Source organism: Rhodopirellula halodulae, assembly GCF_020966775.1.
GTDB lineage: Bacteria > Planctomycetota > Planctomycetia > Pirellulales > Pirellulaceae > Rhodopirellula > Rhodopirellula halodulae.
The window spans coordinates 12,261-31,847 of sequence record NZ_JAJKFV010000010.1; the positions used below are offsets into that span (position 1 = coordinate 12,261).

The window sequence follows — 19,587 nt, forward strand, 5'->3', positions numbered from 1 at the left end:
GGATGTGACGCGATGAAACTCAAAGGCCCGCGTGCGATTCCCGTCCAGCCCGCTCCACAATCCCTTTTGCCCAGTAGTCGATATCGACGATTGAGGGTGGCGATCGTCTCGGACGCGATCGCCGGCAGGAATGGTTTGGGGACGTACTACATGGATTTGATCGAGCATCTACGCGGCCACGTCGGATGCATCGAGTTACTTGGCCCAACCGCTGATCGAGACGCTCAGTTGGAACGTTTTTCGATTCCGATGCCTGGGGACAAGACTCAGCGGATGGTTTATCCGAATCGTTGTGAGCTACGGCGTCGATTGGACGACTTGCGTCCTAATTTGGTGATCGTGCCAACGCTTGGAGCTTTTTCGTACTTCGCGTTGCAGTACGCTCGTGAGAAACGAATCCCGGTGGCGATTGCTCATCACACCAACTTCGATCGTTTGTTGTCACTGTATTGGCCCCGGGTGATTTCGAAACCGCTGGGTTGGATGCTGCGGAAGGTCAATCGTTGGTTGATCACGCAGGCCGGAATGGTTGTGTCGCTCAATTCGGAGGCGTATCAAGACGCGGTGTCGCTCGGCGCCCGCAATGTTCGCATCATGGGGACACCGGTTGCCTGCGACTTTTTGCGGCATCCACAATCTCACCGAAACGATCCAATTCGAAGAGTCATCTTCGTGGGGCGATTGGCGGCCGAAAAGGGAGTTGGCGAGGTTCTCGATGCCGCCGCGATTCATTCGAAGATACAGTTCGCCATCGCGGGTGATGGACCGGGCCGGGGCATGGTCTGCGACGCCGCAGAAAGACTGTCCAATGTGTCCTATCTTGGCTGGTTGAGCCGTGACCGAGTTCGGGAAGAAATTGACCAGAACGATGTGCTGGTGCTTCCGTCGGCAATCGAAGCATTCGGGACGGTGGCGTTGGAGGCATTGGCACGGCGACGTTACGTGTTGCTTCGGCGAGAATGCGGGATCGCAAAATGGCCGTCATTGGCGGCGGGGCTTTTCCATATCGAATCCAACGAAACCGTCGCCGATTCACTGGATCGGATGTTGAATATGACATCGGTTGATCTCGAACGACAAGCTGAGCCGAGCTGGAGTGCGGTGCAGGATTTCAACCATCATACGCTTCGCAAATGGTTGAGCTTTTTGGCGGACGCAGCGATCGGCGAAGCACCCATGCAGCAGAGTGACGCAGCATGAGCGATCGTTCGCGACCACCCGCCCTGTTCTCCATTCACGATGTGATGCCCGAGACAATCGATGCCGTTGGTGAGCTGATCTCTCTGTTTCATCGGCATGACGTGCGAAAAATCATGCTTCTGGTCGTTCCAGGACGCAATTGGCGAGCGGCTGATTTGAGCCAGTTGCGTGTGTGGCAAAGCCAAGGCTGTGAATTGGCAGGTCATGGTTGGAGTCACCGCTGTCAATTCATCCGCGGTTGGAAGCACCGCCTGCATAGCACGTTGCTCTCGCGGAACGTTGCGGAGCACCTTAGCCTGAACGAGGACGGCGTCGTTCAGCTCATGAGCAAGTGCGCGGACTGGTTTTTGGAGAACAGTTTCCCCCGGCCCTCGCTGTATGTTCCTCCTGCGTGGGCGATGGGACGGGTTCGTTCATCTCGGTTGCAGGCGATTCCGTTCATCATGGTCGAGACGTTGAGCGAGGTGGTTTGCATCGACCAATCCACACGCGTGAGGCTTCCGTTGATCGGCTTTGAAGCAGACACCGCGTTTCGAGAATGGTCGCTTCGATGCCTAAATCGCGGCAATGAACTCCTTGCTCGACTAGCGATGAAGCCATTGCGAGTCGCCATTCATCCTTTCGATCTTCGGTTTCGACTGGGAGGGCAACTTGAAGACAGCATTGCTTCGGGATGGCAGCCGATTGGCTACCAATCGATCATCGAGAGCATGACGCCGAAAGAATAGAGACTGGTCACTTCATGACATCTTTCGGGGGCACGGAGTGCTGCCCAGGGCGCTGAACTCAGAATGGAACCGAGTCATGACCAATCCGCTTTCTTCGCGGGAAGTTTCGATTTGGAGTGAATTCGGTCGGCTGGTTGATTCACTGACGCGCGCGATCTGATGGGTGTGGTTTCGGGCTCTTGTCTGTGCTGGTAGCGTTTGTCGGCCAAGAGTGGCCAACCTACGGTGGAGTGGATGCGTTGTTGCTGCGGTGAGCCAGGCGTTGCTCCCACGTTTCAGGGAACACTTTGCGAACGCGAGTCGAGCTAGACGCTCGTGTTTGTCCGCCATGTCTGCTTGCGCGAGGTCTTGTGTGCCGTGGAGCAAGCCTACTCCACAATTGCTGCTTGGTTCGGGTCGGAGACCAATGACTTCAGCCAAAGTTGCGCTAGATCTTTGGTGCTTGCACCGTTTGGTTCGTTGGGAGAGGCGACGTTGACTCGTCGGTAGTATTTGGCTGCGGCTTCATTGAGACCGCATTTTTGTGCGATGCGGCCCCGAACAAGGTTGTCATACAGTTTGGTGATCTCGTTTCGGTCGCCGATCGTTCGGAGAAGTCGCGAATGGGCATTGCTGAGTTGTCCGACGTCCGCGTACATGCAAGCGAGTGTGTGACCAACCGCTGAACGCTCTCGAATTGTGCCCGCGCGGAGGACTGCCGTTTCAGCTTCGGATAGAAACTCGGACGACGTGCCAGCAAAGAGGCTTCGCCAGCAAAGCGACGAGCGGATGAAGCTATTTTGAAGATGTTCGTCGAACTTCTCTTGGACAAACTCAATCGCGTGAGGAGCACCCCGGGTGATTTGCAACTGCGTGAGGTAGCCGTAGACGGAACGGACTGGGTCACGCAGAGCAAGTTGCCCGAGCGTGGCTTGCGATTCCTCCATCAAACCCAGCGACATCTCCGCCTTGTGTTTCGCGTAAAGCAGTTCCGGTGTTGTCGGGTAAGACTCCAGCAAACGTTCGGACAATTCCAGTGCTTGGCGATATTCGCCGTTGTGAATCAGGTATTTCAGACGTGAACGATCGATTTGGACTTGTTGAATTTTGGGGTAGCTCTCTCGGACTTGCAGAAGCTCATCAGCAAACACTTGATTGTCGTAATCGCGTGCGGCGAGCAGCAGTGCCGCGAGTCGCAGGTGTTCCGGATTTGAGGCGGTCGAGGCGAGCCACGCCTGAGCGAACGGGCTTCCCGCAAACACATCGAACAGTCCAGCGGTACGACGTTCCGACTGATAGATCTGGTCGACCAGCATCCTGGCCCCATCCTCATTGCCTTTGTCCAAAAGCTGCGCAGCTTTGGCACCGACATTCTTGGATTGAGAATCAGCCGCGAGAACGCGGTACTGGCCGTCCTCACGGACAACCAGTCGAATGATTGGCGGAATCGTGCGGGCCGCTTCTTCGACAAGTCGTGCCGTGACGATGTATCCACTCTCGTCGTTGCCTTCTGCTTCGAAGGTGTAAAGACTGAGCGTATCGACGCAAACTTCCATGTCTCCGTAGTTGCTCATGACCGCACTGCGGATCTCATGAACGAAAACGGGAAGGCTTTGGAGATCCTGCAGGATCGATTGGGCATTGCTTTCTGCGGTGTAATGATCTCGCAATTCATCCAGATTTGGACCACTTCGAAAATAGGCTGCCAGTAGCCGTTGCACCGCTGAGATCGGATCGGAGGGTTCGAGCAAAACTTCCTCGTGACGCTTCAGATGATTCATCATCGGTGAAACGCCAACGATTTCCGGATGAGTTCGGATAAACTCTTTCAGCAAGTCATATTCTCGTGTTGCACGGACTTGCGACAGGACGTTGGTTGCCACCAGTTTTTCATCGAATTGCATCGCTGCCTTTGCAATGGTGCGGTCACCTGCGGTGGCACCACGTTGCTTGATCTCCGCCGTGGCGAGGAAGATCCAAGGTTCAACCAATTGAGGGTAGGTTCGAGTGAGTTGTTTCAGTTTGCCAAGTTCATCTTGGCGCATCAGCAGCGAGCAATAGTTGATGATGCCAAATTCAGACGGCAGTTTGGCGATGAGTTCTTGATAGAGTTTGGCGGCTCGCGACATCGCATCTCGGTCTGTGTAGCGAGACAAATTCTCATCGTGCTCGAGCATCACTGCCAAGTTGTACATGCCGTCAATGAAATCTGGATCGATTTCAAGGGCTCGCCGAAAGTGCTTGATCGTGGTCTCGCGGTCTAAACCAGGCCTGAGATTTTCGCCCTGCAGGTTATGCATGTGGGTCCAGGCCATTTGCCAATGAGCGAGGGTCGACTCGGGGGCCCGGATTGTCATCTGTTGTGCAAGATCCCTGGCCTCCTCGACCAGACCCACTTTGAGCAACGTGTTGCTGAGCTCGCTGATGTTGTACAGGTTGTCGGGTTCTTCACTGGCGATTTGGATCATTCTCCGAATGGCATCGACCTCGTTGCCATTCTCAAATTCCAGAAGCGGTTGATATTCAAACTCGACCGGAATGAGCCATTCATCTGGCGAAAGATTTCCAGAAAGATCGAGGTAGTTTTCTCGAAACTCCTCAACTTGGTCTGCGGTGAGCATCGCGTCGCCGGTATCGAGTTTGGTCCGAAGTACGACCACCTCGTCGGGGCGTTGTTCAAACTGCATTTCGAATCGCAGACTTCCCACATTCAACGTGTGGGACGGAGGCAACGTGGCGACCGCGAAGCCGCGGGGTGGATTCAGCACCTGTTCTTTTTCATAGACGAATCGACTGAATTCGTAGGGGACGGTTCGTTCGGGTGAATCGGAGTCGTATGCGTCGGCATATTCGGGGCCGACCATTTCATAGGGCAAGTAGTTCAGCAAACTTCCCGCGTCCAACTGAAGGCTGACGCCGGAGTTGGTGCTTTCGTTGATGCCCCTCGATGTCACTTTGTATTGAAGGTGAAATACTGACGAATCGGGCGGCGACGGAACGTCGTACTGCAAATCGCTGAGCTTGGCGTCACCAAAAACTTCCTCGTATTGCGATTCCAAATCTTTGACGATTTGAGACTTTGACCGGCTCGCGTAGCTTGATCGACTGTAGCTGGCAAAGCTGCCCGTTGCGCGAGAAGTGCTTTCCAAGGTCGAGGGGCCATTGCAGGACAATTGAAAAACAAGATTCTGAGATCGAAGGTTGTCCGAAGACTGGCTCCGTGGAGTTCGCTGAAGCTGGGTTGTTTCGGGTGAAGCGATCAATGCCAATCTGCCCTGATCAGCAACCGGCAACTCACCAAAGGATGTGTATGGACTGGTCAGATCGATCCACACAGCGGCGAGTTGGTTTTGTGCGGGCAAATAGACAATGGCGTGATCGAACGAATTCAGACCGGGTGAATCGCGGGATACGTCCACAGAAGATGTCGCGTCCAGCAGTGCCACGTAGGCTTCAATGTTGAAGTGACGCAAGATCGCGACCATCAAAGTTGCTTGATCTTTGCAATCTCCGTAGCGACGTCGAAGCGTGTCAGTGGGAAGAGCAGGTTGAATGGAGGACCCACCAAATTCGACGCCGGTGTAGCGAACGGAGTCTACGATTTTATTCCAGGTTGCCTTCACCAAGTTGATTGGATCATTCGTAGAACCTTCACTCGACGCGGCACGCTGGATCTCATTTGCAAACAGTTCCACTTCGCTCGAGTTGATTTGTTGTTCGACCAGATCGTGATAGTGTTGCGCGATGTCTGACCATGATTTCCCAGTGCTGTAGGTCACGTAGGAAATGGGAGGCTCACCGGTTGGCAAGTAGTCCCAAATCACCTCGATGGGTTCGGGGTTCGTTTGTTTCAAAGTCCAAACCCGTTCATCCCCTTCTTCTCGAATTTCGAGAGGAACGGAGGACCCGACGCAGTTCAAACGCAAGTCGATTGAAGAGTCGGCTCGGACTTCGTGATAAGAAACCAGGCAATCGGTGAAGCGTTCCCAAACCACATTTCCAATGATGCCCCAGGCACAAAAAGCAGTGTGCTGTCGGACGATGACTTCCGTCTCAATCACAGCACCCACAGAAACTGCGGGAAGGGGAGCCGTCAGCCGTTGATCGTCCATGAAGACACTGTCTTGATAGTTGTCAGCGGATGATTCCGTGATTGTTTGGGGGTCCAACTCGTGAACCGTGCCATCGCGAGTGATAACGCGGGCACGCATCGTTGGTTTGTCCTCAAGCCAAGGGTTCCAATCGACGCTCAGGCTGGCACGCGATTCAACATCGTCCCGCGACAAAATTCGGTAGACGCGTTTGGTGGTCTTGGTGACGCGATGGTCGGCGGAAATCTGAACGCGTTCGTCGTGCAGTAGGAACTCCGAAAAGCTTTCGTCATCGATGGGAACACTGGCCGCTCCCGCCAACACTGATTCTGCGGATGCTTCGAAGAAACCGCCGTCCCAAGGCAAGTCCACTTCGGGTTCTGCTGAGCGAGCCCTTTGAGTTGCTCCAAAGATGAAACCGACAAGGACGAGAATGTGCGACAAATGCTGAACGTTAATTGGCATTGAAGTCAGACGAAGAGGGCCAGGGGGGTTATGGAGCGGCCCAGTTTAACAGGCGTTACAGATTCAGATTGGTTTCTCGGGTTGATTCTTCATGGAAGATTTTGACTTGGAGTGAATCCCGTCGGTTGGTTGGTGCACTGACGCGCGCGATCAGACGGATGTGTTTTGGGCTGATGTCTGTTCAGGTTGTGTTTGTCGGCCAAGAGTGGCCAACCTACGGCGGAATGGATGCGTTGTTGCTGCGGCGAGCGTGGCGTTGCTTTGGTGGCGACGCCGCGTTTCACTTCGATGCGGTCTGGCACATCGTTAGAAGCTGATCTCGACGCGCGAGCGTTTTTTGTTGAGCTTCGGTGATCTTCTTGCCATCAATTTGGATTCGTTGCAGCGATGTCTTGGCGAGATCCGCGCGTCGCATGACTTTGAGTTGAATTTGAGCCAAACGCAGCCAAGCTTCGTGTGACATCTCCCCACCTCGATCGGCGATGATCTGCAGCGGTCGGGTGGCGGCAACAAATTGCTTGGCTCCCGCGTACAGCTTTGCCAATTGAAACAACGTTTTGTCGGATAGCCCAACGGCAATGTCGAGTTGCTCAAGTCTTGCGAAGTGAGTGTTGGCCAGGTTCAAACTGTTGGATGCGATCGCTTGTCGTAGCAATAAAGATAGGCGGTTGAAGTCGGGGTTGGCCTGCGCGGCTTTCATCGCCGACTCGGCCTTCGCGGCAGACTGCTTGGCGTGGCGTTTCTTTGTAAACAGGCCGCCTTGTCCGGATGTTTCACCGGCACGTGCCTGCCTGCGTTTTGCGTAAGTCGAATTGGCATCGATTTGCGAATGCTTGTTCGCCAGGGCGGCGGCAACGGGATCGTACTCCATTGCTTCGGCACGCTGGATCGCCTCGCGACGCTCGGGCGGGCAAAGCCAGTCGTATTCATGCAGCCATTCGTTGCGGGAAACGATGTCCCAGTTTTCGCAATCGACTCGTCCCGTCTGCAGCATCCAAAGTCCGATTGGGGCGCCGATGAACACGCCCATCAAGTGCAGAAGTCCCGAGGACACGGAAAGCCCAGAAAAAATCACCTCCGCAACTTCCAGCAACAGGAAGAACATGGCGAGTGTGAAAACCTTCACCTCGAAAGAGAGCAATCGAATGAAGAGTAGGAACATAAAGACGAAGACGCATTCGATTTCGTTGTCAGGTGCCCAGATCAACGCGATGGCCATCAAACCAAAAACGGCCGATGATGCTCCCAAGGAAACACCGTCGCCCACCAAGACCACCATCACTAATTGTTCGAGGATGCATTCTCCGACGGCGATTCCCATGTAGATCAGCAGGAACTTTCGCCAACCAACCTTCCCCTCGACGATCAATCCGAAGGCCCACAAGAAAAACATGTTGCCCAGCAGGTGCATCGGGCCGCCATGCAGAAACGGGCTAGTGAACCACTGAATGGGATTGATCGTCTCGTAAGACAACGCCAGGTTTTCAAGCGTCTCCATGTCCGCGGCTCCGCTGAGCAACGCCCACACACAGGCAACAAATGCGGCGACGTTTGCGACGATCAAGCCAACGGTGGCGATGGGCCAGTGATAAAGCGGTGCGTCGGTGGAAACGGGAATGAACAATCAACCAAGCTCCAGGAATCAGAGGGTGAGGGCCGCCGGAAAGGCGTTTCGGCATCACGAGAGCGTCTCGTAGTGTAACGAGATGGCTCACTAAGGTGGCGGGAAACCACCTGAGTTGGGGCGCGGTGTGGGATTGAATCGATGAGCGAATGAAAAATCCAATCCTGGTTGCGGCGGTGACTTAGGTAATGGAATTGACCGCTAGGTTCGACCAATCGTGTGAATGCACCACGCAACCAGGCATGACTTGCTGGCCCAATTCCACGATGCGAATAAATGAGTGGCAAAGCGAGGTTGGTGAGAAACATCGAGGTTTCAAATTGATCTAAGATGTCTCGATTCGCGGTTGGAACAGCTCGGTTGTGGTGCACAGCTGGATGACCTATCGCGAGTGCCCGCCTGCAACTCCTCGCCTCGATCACGGTGCTATCTCTCATGCAAGACGCAGAGTCCGCTTCCAATTCCAAAGCTGGTTGGATTGTCTTCTCGTTGTCGTTGATGATGTTTCTGCAGTTCTTCGCGTGGGGAGCTTGGTTCGCCAGTCTTTCCGCGGCGATGGACATGAAGCTGCTCGGCGCGTTCATTGGGGGGGCGTACGAGGCGGCTCCCATCGCGGCCATCTTTGCTCCGCTGTTTCTTGGTCTGGTCGCCGATCGTTTGTTCTCGTCGGAACGAGTGATGGGCGTGCTGATGCTGATCGGCGGTTGCATCATGTTGTCGCTGCCAGGCATCGCGGAGGAGGCATCGGTCTTTGCCAACGAGATGGCGGAAAACATGCGTGCCGACGGCGTCTATGACGCGGATGTGTTCGCCGAACGTCAGCAAGCTGAAAACACGTCCGGCAAGACTTTGGTTTGGATGATCCTGGCCTATTTGCTTTGCTACATGCCGACGTTAGGTTTGGGGAACACGATTGCCTTTTCGAACATCCCAAGCCAAAACGATTTCCCGAAGATTCGCGTTTGGGGAACGATCGGTTGGATTGTGGCTGGTCTGACCGTTGGCATTTTTGGTTGGTCTTCGTCGTACAACATTTTTTGGTTGGGGGCGGGAAGCTCGATTGCTCTCGGGGCACTGTGTTTCTTCTTGCCACACACGCCGCCACCGTTGAAGGGCAAACCCATGGACATCCGATCGTTGTTCATGGTCGATGCGTTTGCGTTGCTCAAGGATTTCAACTTCCTGGTCTTTGCCGTTTGTTCGACACTGATCTGCATTCCGCTGGCGTACTACTACGGAATGACCGCGCCGTATCTGAACCAAACAGGGTTCTCGGAGCCCGCCGCGACGATGACGATCGGTCAGATGTCCGAGATCATTTTCATGTTGTTGATCCCGTTCTTCTTCCGCCGCCTCGGCGTGAAGGTGATGATCTTGGTTGGGATGGCGTGTTGGGTTTTGCGGTACGCGTTGTTCGCTTACGGGGCACCGGATCAAGTCACTTGGATGCTGCTGTTGGCGGTTGCACTGCACGGTATTTGCTATGACTTTTTCTTTGTCACCGGGTTCATGTACACCGATCAGAAGGCTCCCGTCGCGATTCGGGGGCAAGCACAAGGTTTGTTGGTGTTTTTGACCCAGGGCGTCGGGATGTTCTTCGGCTACCGGATCATGGCGGGCGGCAGTCTGTTCGGCTTCATCCCGTTGGATTTGACGTTTGGGTCGTACGGTGAGCAGGTCAAGTCAACCGCGTACACCGAGGCCTTGGGCCAGGCTCGAGGCGAAAGCGAAACGGTGTCATTCCTGGAATCATTCACCAAAATGTTCTCTCGGTCCTTGCCGGAAGGTTTGGATGCGGGGCTGTTGGCTGACGCGATGATGCAGTGGAAGAACTTTTGGCTCTCGCCCGCGATCATGGCAGCGATCATTTTCGTAGTCTTTGCCGTGACGTTTTGGGATCGCACGGAAAAGGAACCGGATGCGGCCGAGGCTGCTGCGGCGGAACCAACACCGACCGATCCAGCGGTTTGAGCGTTCAACGCGGAAGCCGCGGTTGCGATATGATGAGACGCTGTCCCCAGGACACACGTCCTCGGCGAGCGATCCTTTTCGGTGGCTCTTTCGCCGGGTGATCTTCCGAAGGACGCTTTGACGTTGGTGAGCGGTGGTGGTTCGCCGTTGGACCCGACGCCAGACTCGCTTTCATCGAACCCCATGTCTCGGCCATCACGGGCTCCGTTGTGTCGCTACCTTTTCGCCTTGGTTTTGAATCGCCCAGCTACTTGTGGCTGTTGCTGGCGTTGCCGCTGCTTTGGGCCTTGGGTTGGTCCAGTTTGCGGGTGCTGGGAGCTTGGCGGCGGGTGATCGCGTTGGCGGTGCGGACCGTGGTTTGGACCGCGGTGGTCGCCGCTCTTGCTGGTGTGCAGTTGGTCTGGACCAGCGATCGTGTCACGGTGATGTACGTTCTAGATCAGAGCGAAAGCATTCCATCGGCCAAACGCACGGCGATGCTGGATTACGTCATCGAATCCGTTCGTCGACATCGCAATGCCACGCGAGGCGACCGAGCCGGGATCATCGTCTTCGGCCGCGATGCGATGATCGAGATTCCGCCATACGATGACGATGTGCCGCCAATTCGACGTTTGGAAAGTTTGTTGGATCGCACCGACGCGACCAACATGGAAACGGCGCTGAATTTGGCTCAGGCGTCGATGCCTGAGGACACGGCTCGCCGCATCGTGATCGTCACCGACGGCAATGAGAACATTGGCGAAGCCAGACGGATTGGCAGCCGGATTGTTGATGCCGGCATTGGCATCGATGTGGTTCCGGTTCAGAAGCAAGCGGGCGGCGAGGTGTTGGTCGAGAAGATCGATTTGCCGTCGAATATCCGCAAAGGACAACCGTTCGAGGCTCGGATTGTCGTCGATCGACAAGGTGCCACCGAGGTGGCATCCGAACAGCCTGTTTCGGGACGATTGAGAGTCAAGCAAAAGGTGGCTGGACAAGAATCGTTGTTGCTGGAGCAAACGGTCGAGCTGCAACCGGGCAAGAACGTTTTCCCGCTTCAGCACAGCATCGAGCAACCCGCTGCCTACACCTACGAAGCTGAGTTCATCGCAGATGACGAAGCGTCCGATGGACTGACGCAAAACAACCAAGCCACCGGCTACACCTACGTGCGAGGCAAGGGGCGTGTGTTGCTGATCCACGGACCGGAGGATCTTGGTGACTTTGAGTTGTTGCTGTCCACCTTGCGAAACGCCAACATTGAAGTCACGCCGATGGCAACCACGGCGTTGTTTGGTTCGCTGGCGGAGTTGCAGCCTTACGATGCCGTGATCTTGGCCGGTGTGGCTCGCGTTTCCGGTGAGACGACGCAGACGATCACTTCTTTCAGCGACGAGCAGATCGAGATGCTCGTCCGCAACACGCAGCAACTCGGCGCCGGGTTGTTGATGATTGGCGGACCCGAGGCACTGGGGGCTGGCGGCTGGACGGGGACGGAGCTTGAAAAGGCAATGCCCGTCGACTTTCAGATCAAGAACACCAAGGTGCAGGGCGTCGGTGCGCTGGCTTTGATCATGCACGCCAGTGAGATGGCGCAAGGTAATTATTGGCAGAAGCAAATCTCCATCGCGGCCATCGAACAGCTCGGCGGAGCGGACTACGCCGGCGTCGTCCACTGGACCATGAACGGTGACAAATGGTTGTGGGGCGGGTCCAAAGGCATGCTGGAAGTCGGACCCAATCGACGTGCCATGTTGGCCGCGGTCGGACGCATGACGCCCGGTGACATGCCCGAGTTCGATCCTGCGATGCGAATGGCCGTGACTGGGTTGGTGCGAACGGATGCTTCGGTCAAACACTTGATCATCATCAGTGACGGTGACCCGGGGGCACCGACGAACAGCGTCATTCAAGCCTTCAAAGACAACAGCATCACGATCAGCACGGTGGCGGTGGAATCGCATGGTTTGTCCGACAGCCGTCGTCTGCAGGACATCGCTCGTGCAACCGGTGGCAAGTACTACGCGGTGAAGTCCGGTCGTGCGTTGCCGGGCATTTTCCAGCGAGAAGCACGTCGGGTGACACGCCCGTTGATCTATGAACCGCCGGGGGGCGTCATTCCACAGATCACCTTCCCTCACCCTGTGGTGGATGGCATCGAATCGCTGCCGCGGATTTCTGGGTTCGTGATGACTCAGGTGAAAGACAGTCCGCTGGTGCAGGTCGTCGCACAATCGCCAAAGCCCAGCACTCCGGAAAACGCGACGGTCTTGGCGACGTGGACGTACGGTTTGGGGCGTGCCGCGGTGTTGACCACCGACGCGGGTTCGCGCTGGACCAAAGCGTGGGCGGGGTGGCCCGGCTATGAGAAGTTCCATTCTCAGTTGGTGCGTTGGTTGATGCGACCAACCGGCGACACCGGGCAGTTTTCTTTGGCGACTCAGGTCCGCGACGACAAAGTGGACGTGATAGTGACCGCACTGGCGGAAGACGATTCGTTTCTGAACTTCCTGGAGATCGGCGGTTCGGTGTTGGACCCGGATCTGCAACCGCTGTTGCTGGAAATGGAGCAAACCGCACCGGGACGTTACGAAGGTTCGTTCCCCATCGATCGAGCCGGGACCTACTTCGTCAACGTGATTCCAGGCGAGGGAAAAGCACCGTTGTCTGCAGGGGTGACAGTTCCGTACAGCGAAGAATTCCGCTATCGCGAAACCAACGGAACGTTGATTGCGCAGTTGGCGTCGCTGCGTCCCGACGGAGGCTCGGAGGGCGAGGTGACGGAACCGCTCGAAGCCGAGTTGACAGACGCGTTGTTGGCTCGCGATACCTTTCGTGGCGGTCTTCCGCCGGCGCGACGGATCCGTGACGCTTGGCCGTGGTTCGTGTTAGCCGCGTGCGTGTTGTTCTTCACGGATGTGTTGGTGCGCCGGGTGGCAATCCGATTCGGATTTTTGAAGGTCTGGTGGAAACGCATCGCTGGCGAGCCTCAGCCTGAACCGACCGCGATCACGCGATTGGATCAATTGAAGCAATCCAAGGAAGACGCCACCAAACAACGTCGAGGCAATTCGCGATTCGAACCGGAGTCGCTGGACATGGGTGGTTCTCAATCGGCGGACATCGAAGGGTTGGATCGGTCGTCGGACCAACCGGGCCAGACCGGTTCGTCTTCAACCCAACTCGGTTCATCGTCATCATCGTCGGACGGAGGCCAAAGTTACACCGAGCGTTTGTTGGAAGCCAAGCGACGAGCCAAGAAGCAATGATGATGTTCGTCTTCAGTGGCTTCGCATCGTTGCTGATCGCTTTGGAGCTTTTCCTAGGCGTCGCGATGCTTGGTTGGTCCGCGGACAAGATGATTGTTGAGCGGGAGAAAACACCGGGGCCGTATTGGTTTGCGATTGCCCTGCACACGTTAGTCGGGATCGGACTGCCCGTGCTGTTCGTGATCTACGGCGACCAACTATGACGTTTCAGGTCGCGGAGGTGGATGCCACGGAATCATCTGCGTCGCGTTGTCCAAGCCAAAACCACCGGACGGTGGCGTAGAGCACCACGGCGGTCACGGTACCCGCCATGTCAGCCAAGAAATCCATGGGGTCCGAGTGCCGGCCTCGAACGAATGACTGAGTCAGTTCATCCACACAGGCGTAGACCAAGCACATGGCGACGATGAGCGGAAACCTTCGCCAAACTCGCGGCGAATTGGTGCAATAGCACAGCAGCATCGCCAAACCGAAGAAGGCCGTGAAGTGCATCACTTTGTCGTTCAACTTTGGCATCGCCGACGGCAATTTGGGCAGATGCGTGCCGACAAAAATGGCGATCCAATACGACGCCAAACAGAGCACTCCCAAGCGGATGCCAAGCAGGCGAAGTTTGGTGACCGGTTGCATCAGCAGTGCTCTCGCGAGGACAATGTGGCGAAGACAATTCGTTCAACAAAGGTCTCTATCGTGCTTCCGCAACTGACTCCTTCGATCAATCCGGCTTCGTTTTCCGCGATGCGAGCTTTCCTGGTGATGCTCGTGCTTGCACTTGCCCCATCTTCCGCATTTTCTCAGGCCGGGAAAGACTCAACCTCGGCCGAAACTGAAAAAACGACCGGCGAAAAATCGGAGAAAGGAGAGCAGGATTGGCGCCCGATGGCGGAAAAATGGGAGCCTGCACGCTTTGGCGGTGATGGCGAAATCGCAGAAGAAGATCCGAAGAAGAATTCTTCTGATCCCAAGAAAACGATGGAGAACTCGAAGTTGTTCCGACTCGGGATGGGGGATCCTCTGACCGGCATCCGCTGGACGGGCGACTTTCCGAAAGAGAACTACGAAATGAAATTTCAGGCTCGACGCACCGACGGTTTTGACTTCTTCGCTGCGGTGACCTTTCCCGTCGGCGATGAGCACTGCAGCTTTGTCCTCGGTGGATGGGGCGGTGGCGTGGTGGGAATCAGCAGCATTGATGGCAACGACGCGTCCAGCAACGAAACCACCAGCTACAAAGATTTCAAAAACGACCAGTGGTACACCGTGAAGGTGCGAGTCGACGAGAAACAGGTCCTGACCTGGATCGACGGAGCCGAGTGGGCCAACGTCAATCGCGACGAGCACACGTTCGACATTCGAATTGAGATGGATCCCTGCTTGCCAGTTGGCATCGCGAATTTTCAGTGCGAAAGCGAAATTCGCGGGCTCCAGATTCGAACGTTGAAGAACGGAGCGGCAACAGAGGCTAACGCCACCGAATCGGCGGGCACTCGATGAGTTTGGATCCGTTGGACATCGACCGGCATTGGATGCAGCGCGCCATTGAGATGGCTCAGTCGGCGGCGCTCGAAGACGAAGTTCCGGTCGGTGCAATCATCGTCCGGAATGGTTCGGCAATTGCCGCCGCCGCGAATCAGCGGGAAGCATTGCACGACCCCACCGCCCACGCTGAGATGATCGCCATCACCCAGGCGGCGGCCTCCATCGAAAACTGGCGACTGGAAAACACCACGCTTTATGTGACGTTGGAGCCTTGTTTGATGTGTGCGGGAGCAATCTTGCAAGCCCGCGTTCCGCGAGTGGTGTTTGGTGCCAGCGACCCGAAGGCCGGTGCGGTGGTCAGTCTGTTCGAGGTCCTCACCGACCGGCGTTTGAATCACCGCTGCGAAATCTCGCACGGGATCATGGCTGAACAGTGCGGGCATTTATTAACAGAGTTCTTCGCCGGCAAGCGAGCGCTCGGGAAAAAGTAGGGGAAGAACTGAAATGAAATCGACGCTAAAATGCCTTGCGTTCTTAGACAGCCCGATTCGGACTGGCCCATCCGCCGAATGATTGACGCGATTCGCGAGGCTCGCGATCCGTCGCCCTCTGTCTTCACTTACCCTCCTGTGGGCTCCCGCCTGACAACACAATGAACCTGAATTTCATTTCCCGCCCGACCTATTCTTCCATGAAACCACGACCCACCTTTTCAATCGCGTTGCTTCTTGCCTGCTCAATGCTGGTCGGATGTTCCCGGTCCAACAACCAAGCTGACAAACCGGATGCGGAAAATCCCGAGGTTCAAGAAACAGTCGTTCAGGTCGCTCCCAAAGCGACGCCTGATAACCCGGAAGACGTGGCTGCGTTGGAAGAAGCCGGTTTCATTCTGACCAAAAATGACGCTGGGAATGTCGTGGAGTTCTCGATTGCCAATCAAAAGGGCGGGATCGCCGAGGCATTGCCGCACCTGAAGGGTGTGCCCAATACGACCAAGGCAACATTCAACGGCCCCGGCATCGATGATGCTGGGATGGAAAACCTGACATCTCTGGAAAAGATTCGGTACCTCTATCTGACCGACACGGCGATCACCAACAAAACCCTCGAAACGGTTGGCGAACTGAGCTCACTCGAAGCCCTGTTCTTGCGGCGCACGGGTGTGACCGACGAAGGTTTGGAATTGTTGACTGGGCTGACGAAGCTGCGTGCAATGGATTTGCGCAACAGCAACATTGGTGACGCGGGGATGGACTCCCTCGCGAAGATTCAAACGCTCGCCGATGTGCAATTGGAAAAGTCCAAGGTGACCGACGAAGGATTGGTCAAGCTCGCACCACTGCCACTGAAGTCGATCAACTTCAACTACTGCACCACCATCAATGGTCCCACCATGAAGATGCTGGGGCAGACGCCCACACTGCAGCAATTGCAGGGCGACTACTCCAAAATCAACGATGCCTCGATGGCGGAACTGAAAGGTTTGAAGAATCTCACGCGTCTTCGAATTCGCGGTTGCGATGTGACCGGAGAAGGCATCCAGCACATCGCGAACAATCTGTCGCTGAATCGATTCGAGTTGCGAGATTCCTCGGTGGACGACAAAGGTTTGGAAGTGATTTCCAACCTGCCCAAGGTGACCTACGTGGATATCTCGGAGTGCCGCTTGGCCTCGCCCGAAGGTATCGCTCAGCTTGGTAAGTTGACCGGTCTGGAAACACTAGGATTGTGGGAAACGAAGACCAATGACGAATCGGTCGCAGCTTTTGGTGATTTGGTCAATCTGAAAGACTTGAATTTGAAGTCGACTTCCATCACGGACGAATCGTTGCCCACGCTGATGAAAATGACCAAGCTGACCACGCTCAACGTGGCGGGGACTCAACTCGGCGATTCGAGCTTCTTGGAACTGGCAAAGCTTCCCAACCTGAAGAGCATGAACGTTGCGAACACCAGCATTGGTTTCGATGTGATCGATGAATTGGCTGAGAACTATCCCAACCTTCAAGTGATTGAGTTCGAAAACTGATGCCATCCAGTCTTGCATCCAATCGTTCACGCAGTCGTCGTCCCAGCGAGACGGATTTATCGTTGGAATACCATCGTGATTTGGCTGGTCGCCTTTCCGGTGATTGTGTTTTCCAAGTGATGGAAGACCAGTTGCACTGGATGTGTGAACTGGCCAGCAGTCTATCGGTGGATCAAACGGACAAGGTGCATCCGCCGTACGGATGGACCATCCGTCAAGTGATCGGTCACTGTGCCGACGCCGAGCGAATTTGGGGCGATCGCATGCTGCGTTTGGCGGCGGGCGATCCGAATGACCAATTGGCGTGGGATGAAAACGCCTACGCCGACGCGAGGTTTGGGCTGGGGAACATGCGAGACTTGATCTCCGAGCTGGGTTATTGTCGACAAGCCAACATCACGCTCCTTCGCCGCATCAATCCCACCGCGTGGAACAATGTCGGAAGCGTCGATGGGAATCGAATTTCGGTGCGAGGAATCGCCTGGGTCGCTGCGGGGCACTTGCAGCATCACTTCGAAATCATCGAAAAGCGATGTGACATTCAGGTGTCTCGAAAGCCTGCGATGACATGAGTTCGGCGGCCGAGAAAGTGTTACGGCGTCGATTGATTCAACGTCCCGCGGATCCTGGTTTTCGCCAGACGCTGTACGACGTGATCTTCGAAGCGGACACTCCACTCGGTCGTGGATTCGATATCGGATTGCTGGTCGCGATCATCACTAGCATTGTCTTGGTGGCACTGGAAACGGTGCCCGAATACGAATTGCAACTGGACAACGAGTCGGGCCAGCCCGCCAGTTCTTTGGCCAAAGCGTTCTGGGTGGCCGAATGGGCGCTGACCATTCTTTTCACCATTGAGTATGGGCTTCGGCTCTACTGCGTCCGCCATCCGCTGAAGTACGCGTTCAGTTTTTGGGGAGTGGTCGATTTGCTCAGTATCTTGCCGGGATACCTGACTCTGTACGTGGAGTATTCGGCGAAGTCATTCGTGATTCTGCGAAGCATTCGTCTGCTGCGAGTCTTTCGCGTGCTGAAGCTGTGGCGAATGATGAGCCAAGCCGACGAGCTGGCGGATGCCGTTTGGAAGTCTCGCGAAAAGATCATTGTCTTTTTGGCGGTGGTGCTGGTCGCGGTGACCATCAGTGGCACGCTGATGTACCAAATTGAAACGGTGTTGATGGGGAAGTATCACGAAAGTGACTTCACCTCGATTCCGCAAGCGATGTACTGGGCCATCGTGACCATGACCACGGTCGGTTATGGCGATGTGGTACCGCACACGACGATCGGAAAGATCATTTCGGCGGTGCTGATCTTGCTGGGTTACTCGTTGATCATTGTCCCAACCGGCTTTGTCAGTGCGGAGCTGTCCGGCAGGGGGCAAACGGCGACCGAGCATCACCGTTGTGCTCAATGCGGGCTCATGCGTCATCGTGAAACGGCCGACTATTGCGATCGTTGCGGCCATCGTTTGGATGAAGCCTTGCCCACGCAAGACAACGCCGAACTCTTGCAATGAATCGAAACAGCGACCAAGACGCTGAGACGAACGCGGTTGCCGCTTGGTCGTCGCCTTGTACCAAGCGTTTGCCGGTTCAGGCTGCTTGCACAGCAGGTAGCAACAATCCCATCAAGACACCGATGATGGCGATCACGACCAAAAGTTCTACCAAAGTAAAACCACCTCTTCGTCTGAAACGACGCATGAGACATCTCTCCCTCATATGAGTTGAATGATGTGGTGTCGGGAGAATTCCCGATCAATCCAGAGGGTCTCCTGAGGTTGATTGCCTCGCTGTTTGCCTGATTGGCCAATCGAATGCCCGGAGAAAGCTCATTCGCAATGGAGCGAATCCGGACGGCGGCTTCAGTAAGAATTTTGAGGTTTTGATGGCGTGAGCGAAATTTTCGCGAAACTTTCGAGTTGAAAGCGTTCTCCCTCTTATTGGGGTGTCGCTTTTCGGTTTCGATCGTTGTTCAAATGCGTCGCGTAGACGCGTGCGATGTCGGCCATGTAGTGGTTCAGCGGTGCCTGGGCAGCGAGTTGCATGTGGCGTTCGGCTTTGGGTTGATCGCCTTCTGCATCCGCAATCAAGCCGAGATACAAATCAGCGTAAAAGCGAGCCGATTGCTGGCTGGCGCCAGGGGGCAATGCTTTCACGGCCTCTTCGATTCCCGAGTCATCGCCGCCAGGCAGACGAGCCAGAATCTCCGACATGGGAATGCGACGGTCCCCGGGGGCGGGCAATAGTAACTTTCTCGCGGAATCGATCCCGTTGGCTTTGGCTTCACAAAGAAAATGCCAAGCCGCGTTCTCGACATCGTTCGGATTCACTTTGCGATGTGCCTCGAACAATTCGCGGCCATCTTCAAAGCGTTCGACAAAGAACAACGCGATGCCGTATTGCCATAGGTATGGCCGGACGGATGGTCGCTCTTGGATGGCTTGTTCGTAGTGTTTGACGGAGTCTTTGGCACGGCCTGCACGAAGCAAGGCATCGGCCAACGCGACGGATCGATTGGCCAAACCAGGCTCGGTCGGACGCAGATTGATCTGAGCGATCTCGATGGCACGTCGATGTCGCTGCGCATGTCCGTCATCCGAGTTCTGTGCCCACGCCCACGGCGTGTTGCTCGTTGAAAGGATGAGGAATGCCCCGGCAAAGACGAACGGAGCGGGCAGTTGGTGTCGAGACATGCTGGCCCAAGTCGTGGGAGAAACTTTGGTAGTGATCATCGATGTAGCATCCGCAAAGTAAACCGGAGGCAA

15 protein-coding genes are annotated in these 19,587 nt (G+C 55.6%); 10 read left to right on the forward strand and 5 right to left on the reverse strand.

The genetic code is table 11. The annotated features are described in order from the left end of the window. Nucleotides 1–12 precede the first annotated feature (12 nt). Both LOC70_RS07655 and LOC70_RS07660 read left to right on the forward strand, forming a co-directional pair. A complete protein-coding gene (locus tag LOC70_RS07655) occupies nucleotides 13–1,200 on the forward strand; it encodes a glycosyltransferase (protein ID WP_230253018.1) in 1,188 nt (395 codons plus the stop codon). Then, on the forward strand, nucleotides 1,197–1,928 hold the full coding sequence (locus LOC70_RS07660; RefSeq protein ID WP_230253019.1) for a polysaccharide deacetylase family protein: 732 nt from the start codon (nucleotides 1,197–1,199) through the stop codon (nucleotides 1,926–1,928). The genes LOC70_RS07655 and LOC70_RS07660 overlap by 4 nt, the downstream gene beginning before the upstream one ends. A 368-nt stretch (nucleotides 1,929–2,296) precedes the next feature. Here LOC70_RS07660 and LOC70_RS07665 read toward each other — a convergent pair whose 3' ends face one another. After that, on the reverse strand, nucleotides 2,297–6,370 hold the full coding sequence (locus tag LOC70_RS07665; protein ID WP_230253020.1) for a DUF3857 domain-containing protein: 4,074 nt from the start codon (nucleotides 6,368–6,370) through the stop codon (nucleotides 2,297–2,299). Nucleotides 6,371–6,743: 373 nt separating this feature from the next. Further along, nucleotides 6,744–8,087 carry a rhomboid family intramembrane serine protease gene (locus LOC70_RS07670; RefSeq protein WP_230253021.1) on the reverse strand — a complete coding sequence of 448 codons (1,344 nt, stop codon included), beginning with the start codon at nucleotides 8,085–8,087 and terminating at the stop codon, nucleotides 6,744–6,746. A gap of 435 nt (nucleotides 8,088–8,522) precedes the next feature. Here LOC70_RS07670 and LOC70_RS07675 point away from each other — a divergent pair, with 435 nt between their 5' ends. The 3 genes from LOC70_RS07675 to LOC70_RS07685 all read left to right on the forward strand — a co-directional run bounded on the left by LOC70_RS07675 (nucleotide 8,523) and on the right by LOC70_RS07685 (nucleotide 13,512). After that, on the forward strand, nucleotides 8,523–10,058 hold the full coding sequence (locus tag LOC70_RS07675) for a nucleoside permease (protein WP_230253022.1): 1,536 nt from the start codon (nucleotides 8,523–8,525) through the stop codon (nucleotides 10,056–10,058). 209 nt (nucleotides 10,059–10,267) lie between these two features. Then, on the forward strand, nucleotides 10,268–13,309 hold the full coding sequence (locus LOC70_RS07680) for a VWA domain-containing protein (protein ID WP_230253023.1): 3,042 nt from the start codon (nucleotides 10,268–10,270) through the stop codon (nucleotides 13,307–13,309). Further along, complete coding sequence (locus LOC70_RS07685; protein WP_230253024.1) at nucleotides 13,306–13,512, forward strand: hypothetical protein; 207 nt, start codon at nucleotides 13,306–13,308, stop codon at nucleotides 13,510–13,512. The genes LOC70_RS07680 and LOC70_RS07685 overlap by 4 nt, the downstream gene beginning before the upstream one ends. A gap of 4 nt (nucleotides 13,513–13,516) precedes the next feature. Here LOC70_RS07685 and LOC70_RS07690 read toward each other — a convergent pair whose 3' ends face one another. Further along, nucleotides 13,517–13,939, reverse strand: coding sequence for a VanZ family protein (locus tag LOC70_RS07690; protein WP_230253025.1), 423 nt, complete (start codon nucleotides 13,937–13,939; stop codon nucleotides 13,517–13,519). Nucleotides 13,940–13,999: 60 nt separating this feature from the next. Here LOC70_RS07690 and LOC70_RS07695 point away from each other — a divergent pair, with 60 nt between their 5' ends. From LOC70_RS07695 to LOC70_RS07715, 5 genes are all read left to right on the forward strand, one after another. Further along, on the forward strand, nucleotides 14,000–14,803 hold the full coding sequence (locus tag LOC70_RS07695) for a DUF1080 domain-containing protein (RefSeq protein WP_230253026.1): 804 nt from the start codon (nucleotides 14,000–14,002) through the stop codon (nucleotides 14,801–14,803). Further along, nucleotides 14,800–15,279: a tRNA adenosine(34) deaminase TadA gene (gene tadA / locus LOC70_RS07700; protein ID WP_230253027.1), complete on the forward strand. Its 480-nt coding sequence runs from the start codon at nucleotides 14,800–14,802 to the stop codon at nucleotides 15,277–15,279. The genes LOC70_RS07695 and tadA overlap by 4 nt, the downstream gene beginning before the upstream one ends. Nucleotides 15,280–15,479: 200 nt before the next feature. Next, nucleotides 15,480–16,817: a leucine-rich repeat domain-containing protein gene (locus tag LOC70_RS07705; protein WP_230253028.1), complete on the forward strand. Its 1,338-nt coding sequence runs from the start codon at nucleotides 15,480–15,482 to the stop codon at nucleotides 16,815–16,817. Continuing rightward, nucleotides 16,817–17,389 carry a DinB family protein gene (locus LOC70_RS07710; protein WP_230253029.1) on the forward strand — a complete coding sequence of 191 codons (573 nt, stop codon included), beginning with the start codon at nucleotides 16,817–16,819 and terminating at the stop codon, nucleotides 17,387–17,389. The genes LOC70_RS07705 and LOC70_RS07710 overlap by 1 nt, the downstream gene beginning before the upstream one ends. Further along, on the forward strand, nucleotides 17,386–18,336 hold the full coding sequence (locus LOC70_RS07715) for an ion transporter (protein ID WP_230253030.1): 951 nt from the start codon (nucleotides 17,386–17,388) through the stop codon (nucleotides 18,334–18,336). Before LOC70_RS07710 ends, LOC70_RS07715 begins: the two co-directional genes overlap by 4 nt. Before the next feature lie 76 nt (nucleotides 18,337–18,412). On the opposite strand, the gene LOC70_RS07720 is transcribed toward LOC70_RS07715, so the two are convergent. Together LOC70_RS07720 and LOC70_RS07725 are read right to left on the reverse strand one after the other, a co-directional pair. After that, entirely contained in the window at nucleotides 18,413–18,523 is a 111-nt protein-coding gene (locus LOC70_RS07720; protein ID WP_261368041.1) for a type II secretion system protein, read from the reverse strand. A gap of 236 nt (nucleotides 18,524–18,759) precedes the next feature. Next, nucleotides 18,760–19,554: a tetratricopeptide repeat protein gene (locus tag LOC70_RS07725; RefSeq protein ID WP_315857215.1), complete on the reverse strand. Its 795-nt coding sequence runs from the start codon at nucleotides 19,552–19,554 to the stop codon at nucleotides 18,760–18,762. Nucleotides 19,555–19,587: the final 33 nt, after the last annotated feature.

Coding starts and splice junctions, on each gene's coding strand:
- LOC70_RS07685 (WP_230253024.1), top strand. CDS start 13,306: ATGATGATGTTCGTCTTCAGTGGCTTCGCATCGTTGCTGATCGCTTTG.
- LOC70_RS07710 (WP_230253029.1), top strand. CDS start 16,817: ATGCCATCCAGTCTTGCATCCAATCGTTCACGCAGTCGTCGTCCCAGC.
- LOC70_RS07725 (WP_315857215.1), bottom strand. CDS start 19,554: ATGATCACTACCAAAGTTTCTCCCACGACTTGGGCCAGCATGTCTCGA.
- LOC70_RS07675 (WP_230253022.1), top strand. CDS start 8,523: ATGCAAGACGCAGAGTCCGCTTCCAATTCCAAAGCTGGTTGGATTGTC.
- LOC70_RS07660 (WP_230253019.1), top strand. CDS start 1,197: ATGAGCGATCGTTCGCGACCACCCGCCCTGTTCTCCATTCACGATGTG.
- tadA (WP_230253027.1), top strand. CDS start 14,800: ATGAGTTTGGATCCGTTGGACATCGACCGGCATTGGATGCAGCGCGCC.
- LOC70_RS07690 (WP_230253025.1), bottom strand. CDS start 13,939: ATGCAACCGGTCACCAAACTTCGCCTGCTTGGCATCCGCTTGGGAGTG.
- LOC70_RS07705 (WP_230253028.1), top strand. CDS start 15,480: ATGAAACCACGACCCACCTTTTCAATCGCGTTGCTTCTTGCCTGCTCA.
- LOC70_RS07720 (WP_261368041.1), bottom strand. CDS start 18,523: ATGCGTCGTTTCAGACGAAGAGGTGGTTTTACTTTGGTAGAACTTTTG.
- LOC70_RS07715 (WP_230253030.1), top strand. CDS start 17,386: ATGAGTTCGGCGGCCGAGAAAGTGTTACGGCGTCGATTGATTCAACGT.
- LOC70_RS07655 (WP_230253018.1), top strand. CDS start 13: ATGAAACTCAAAGGCCCGCGTGCGATTCCCGTCCAGCCCGCTCCACAA.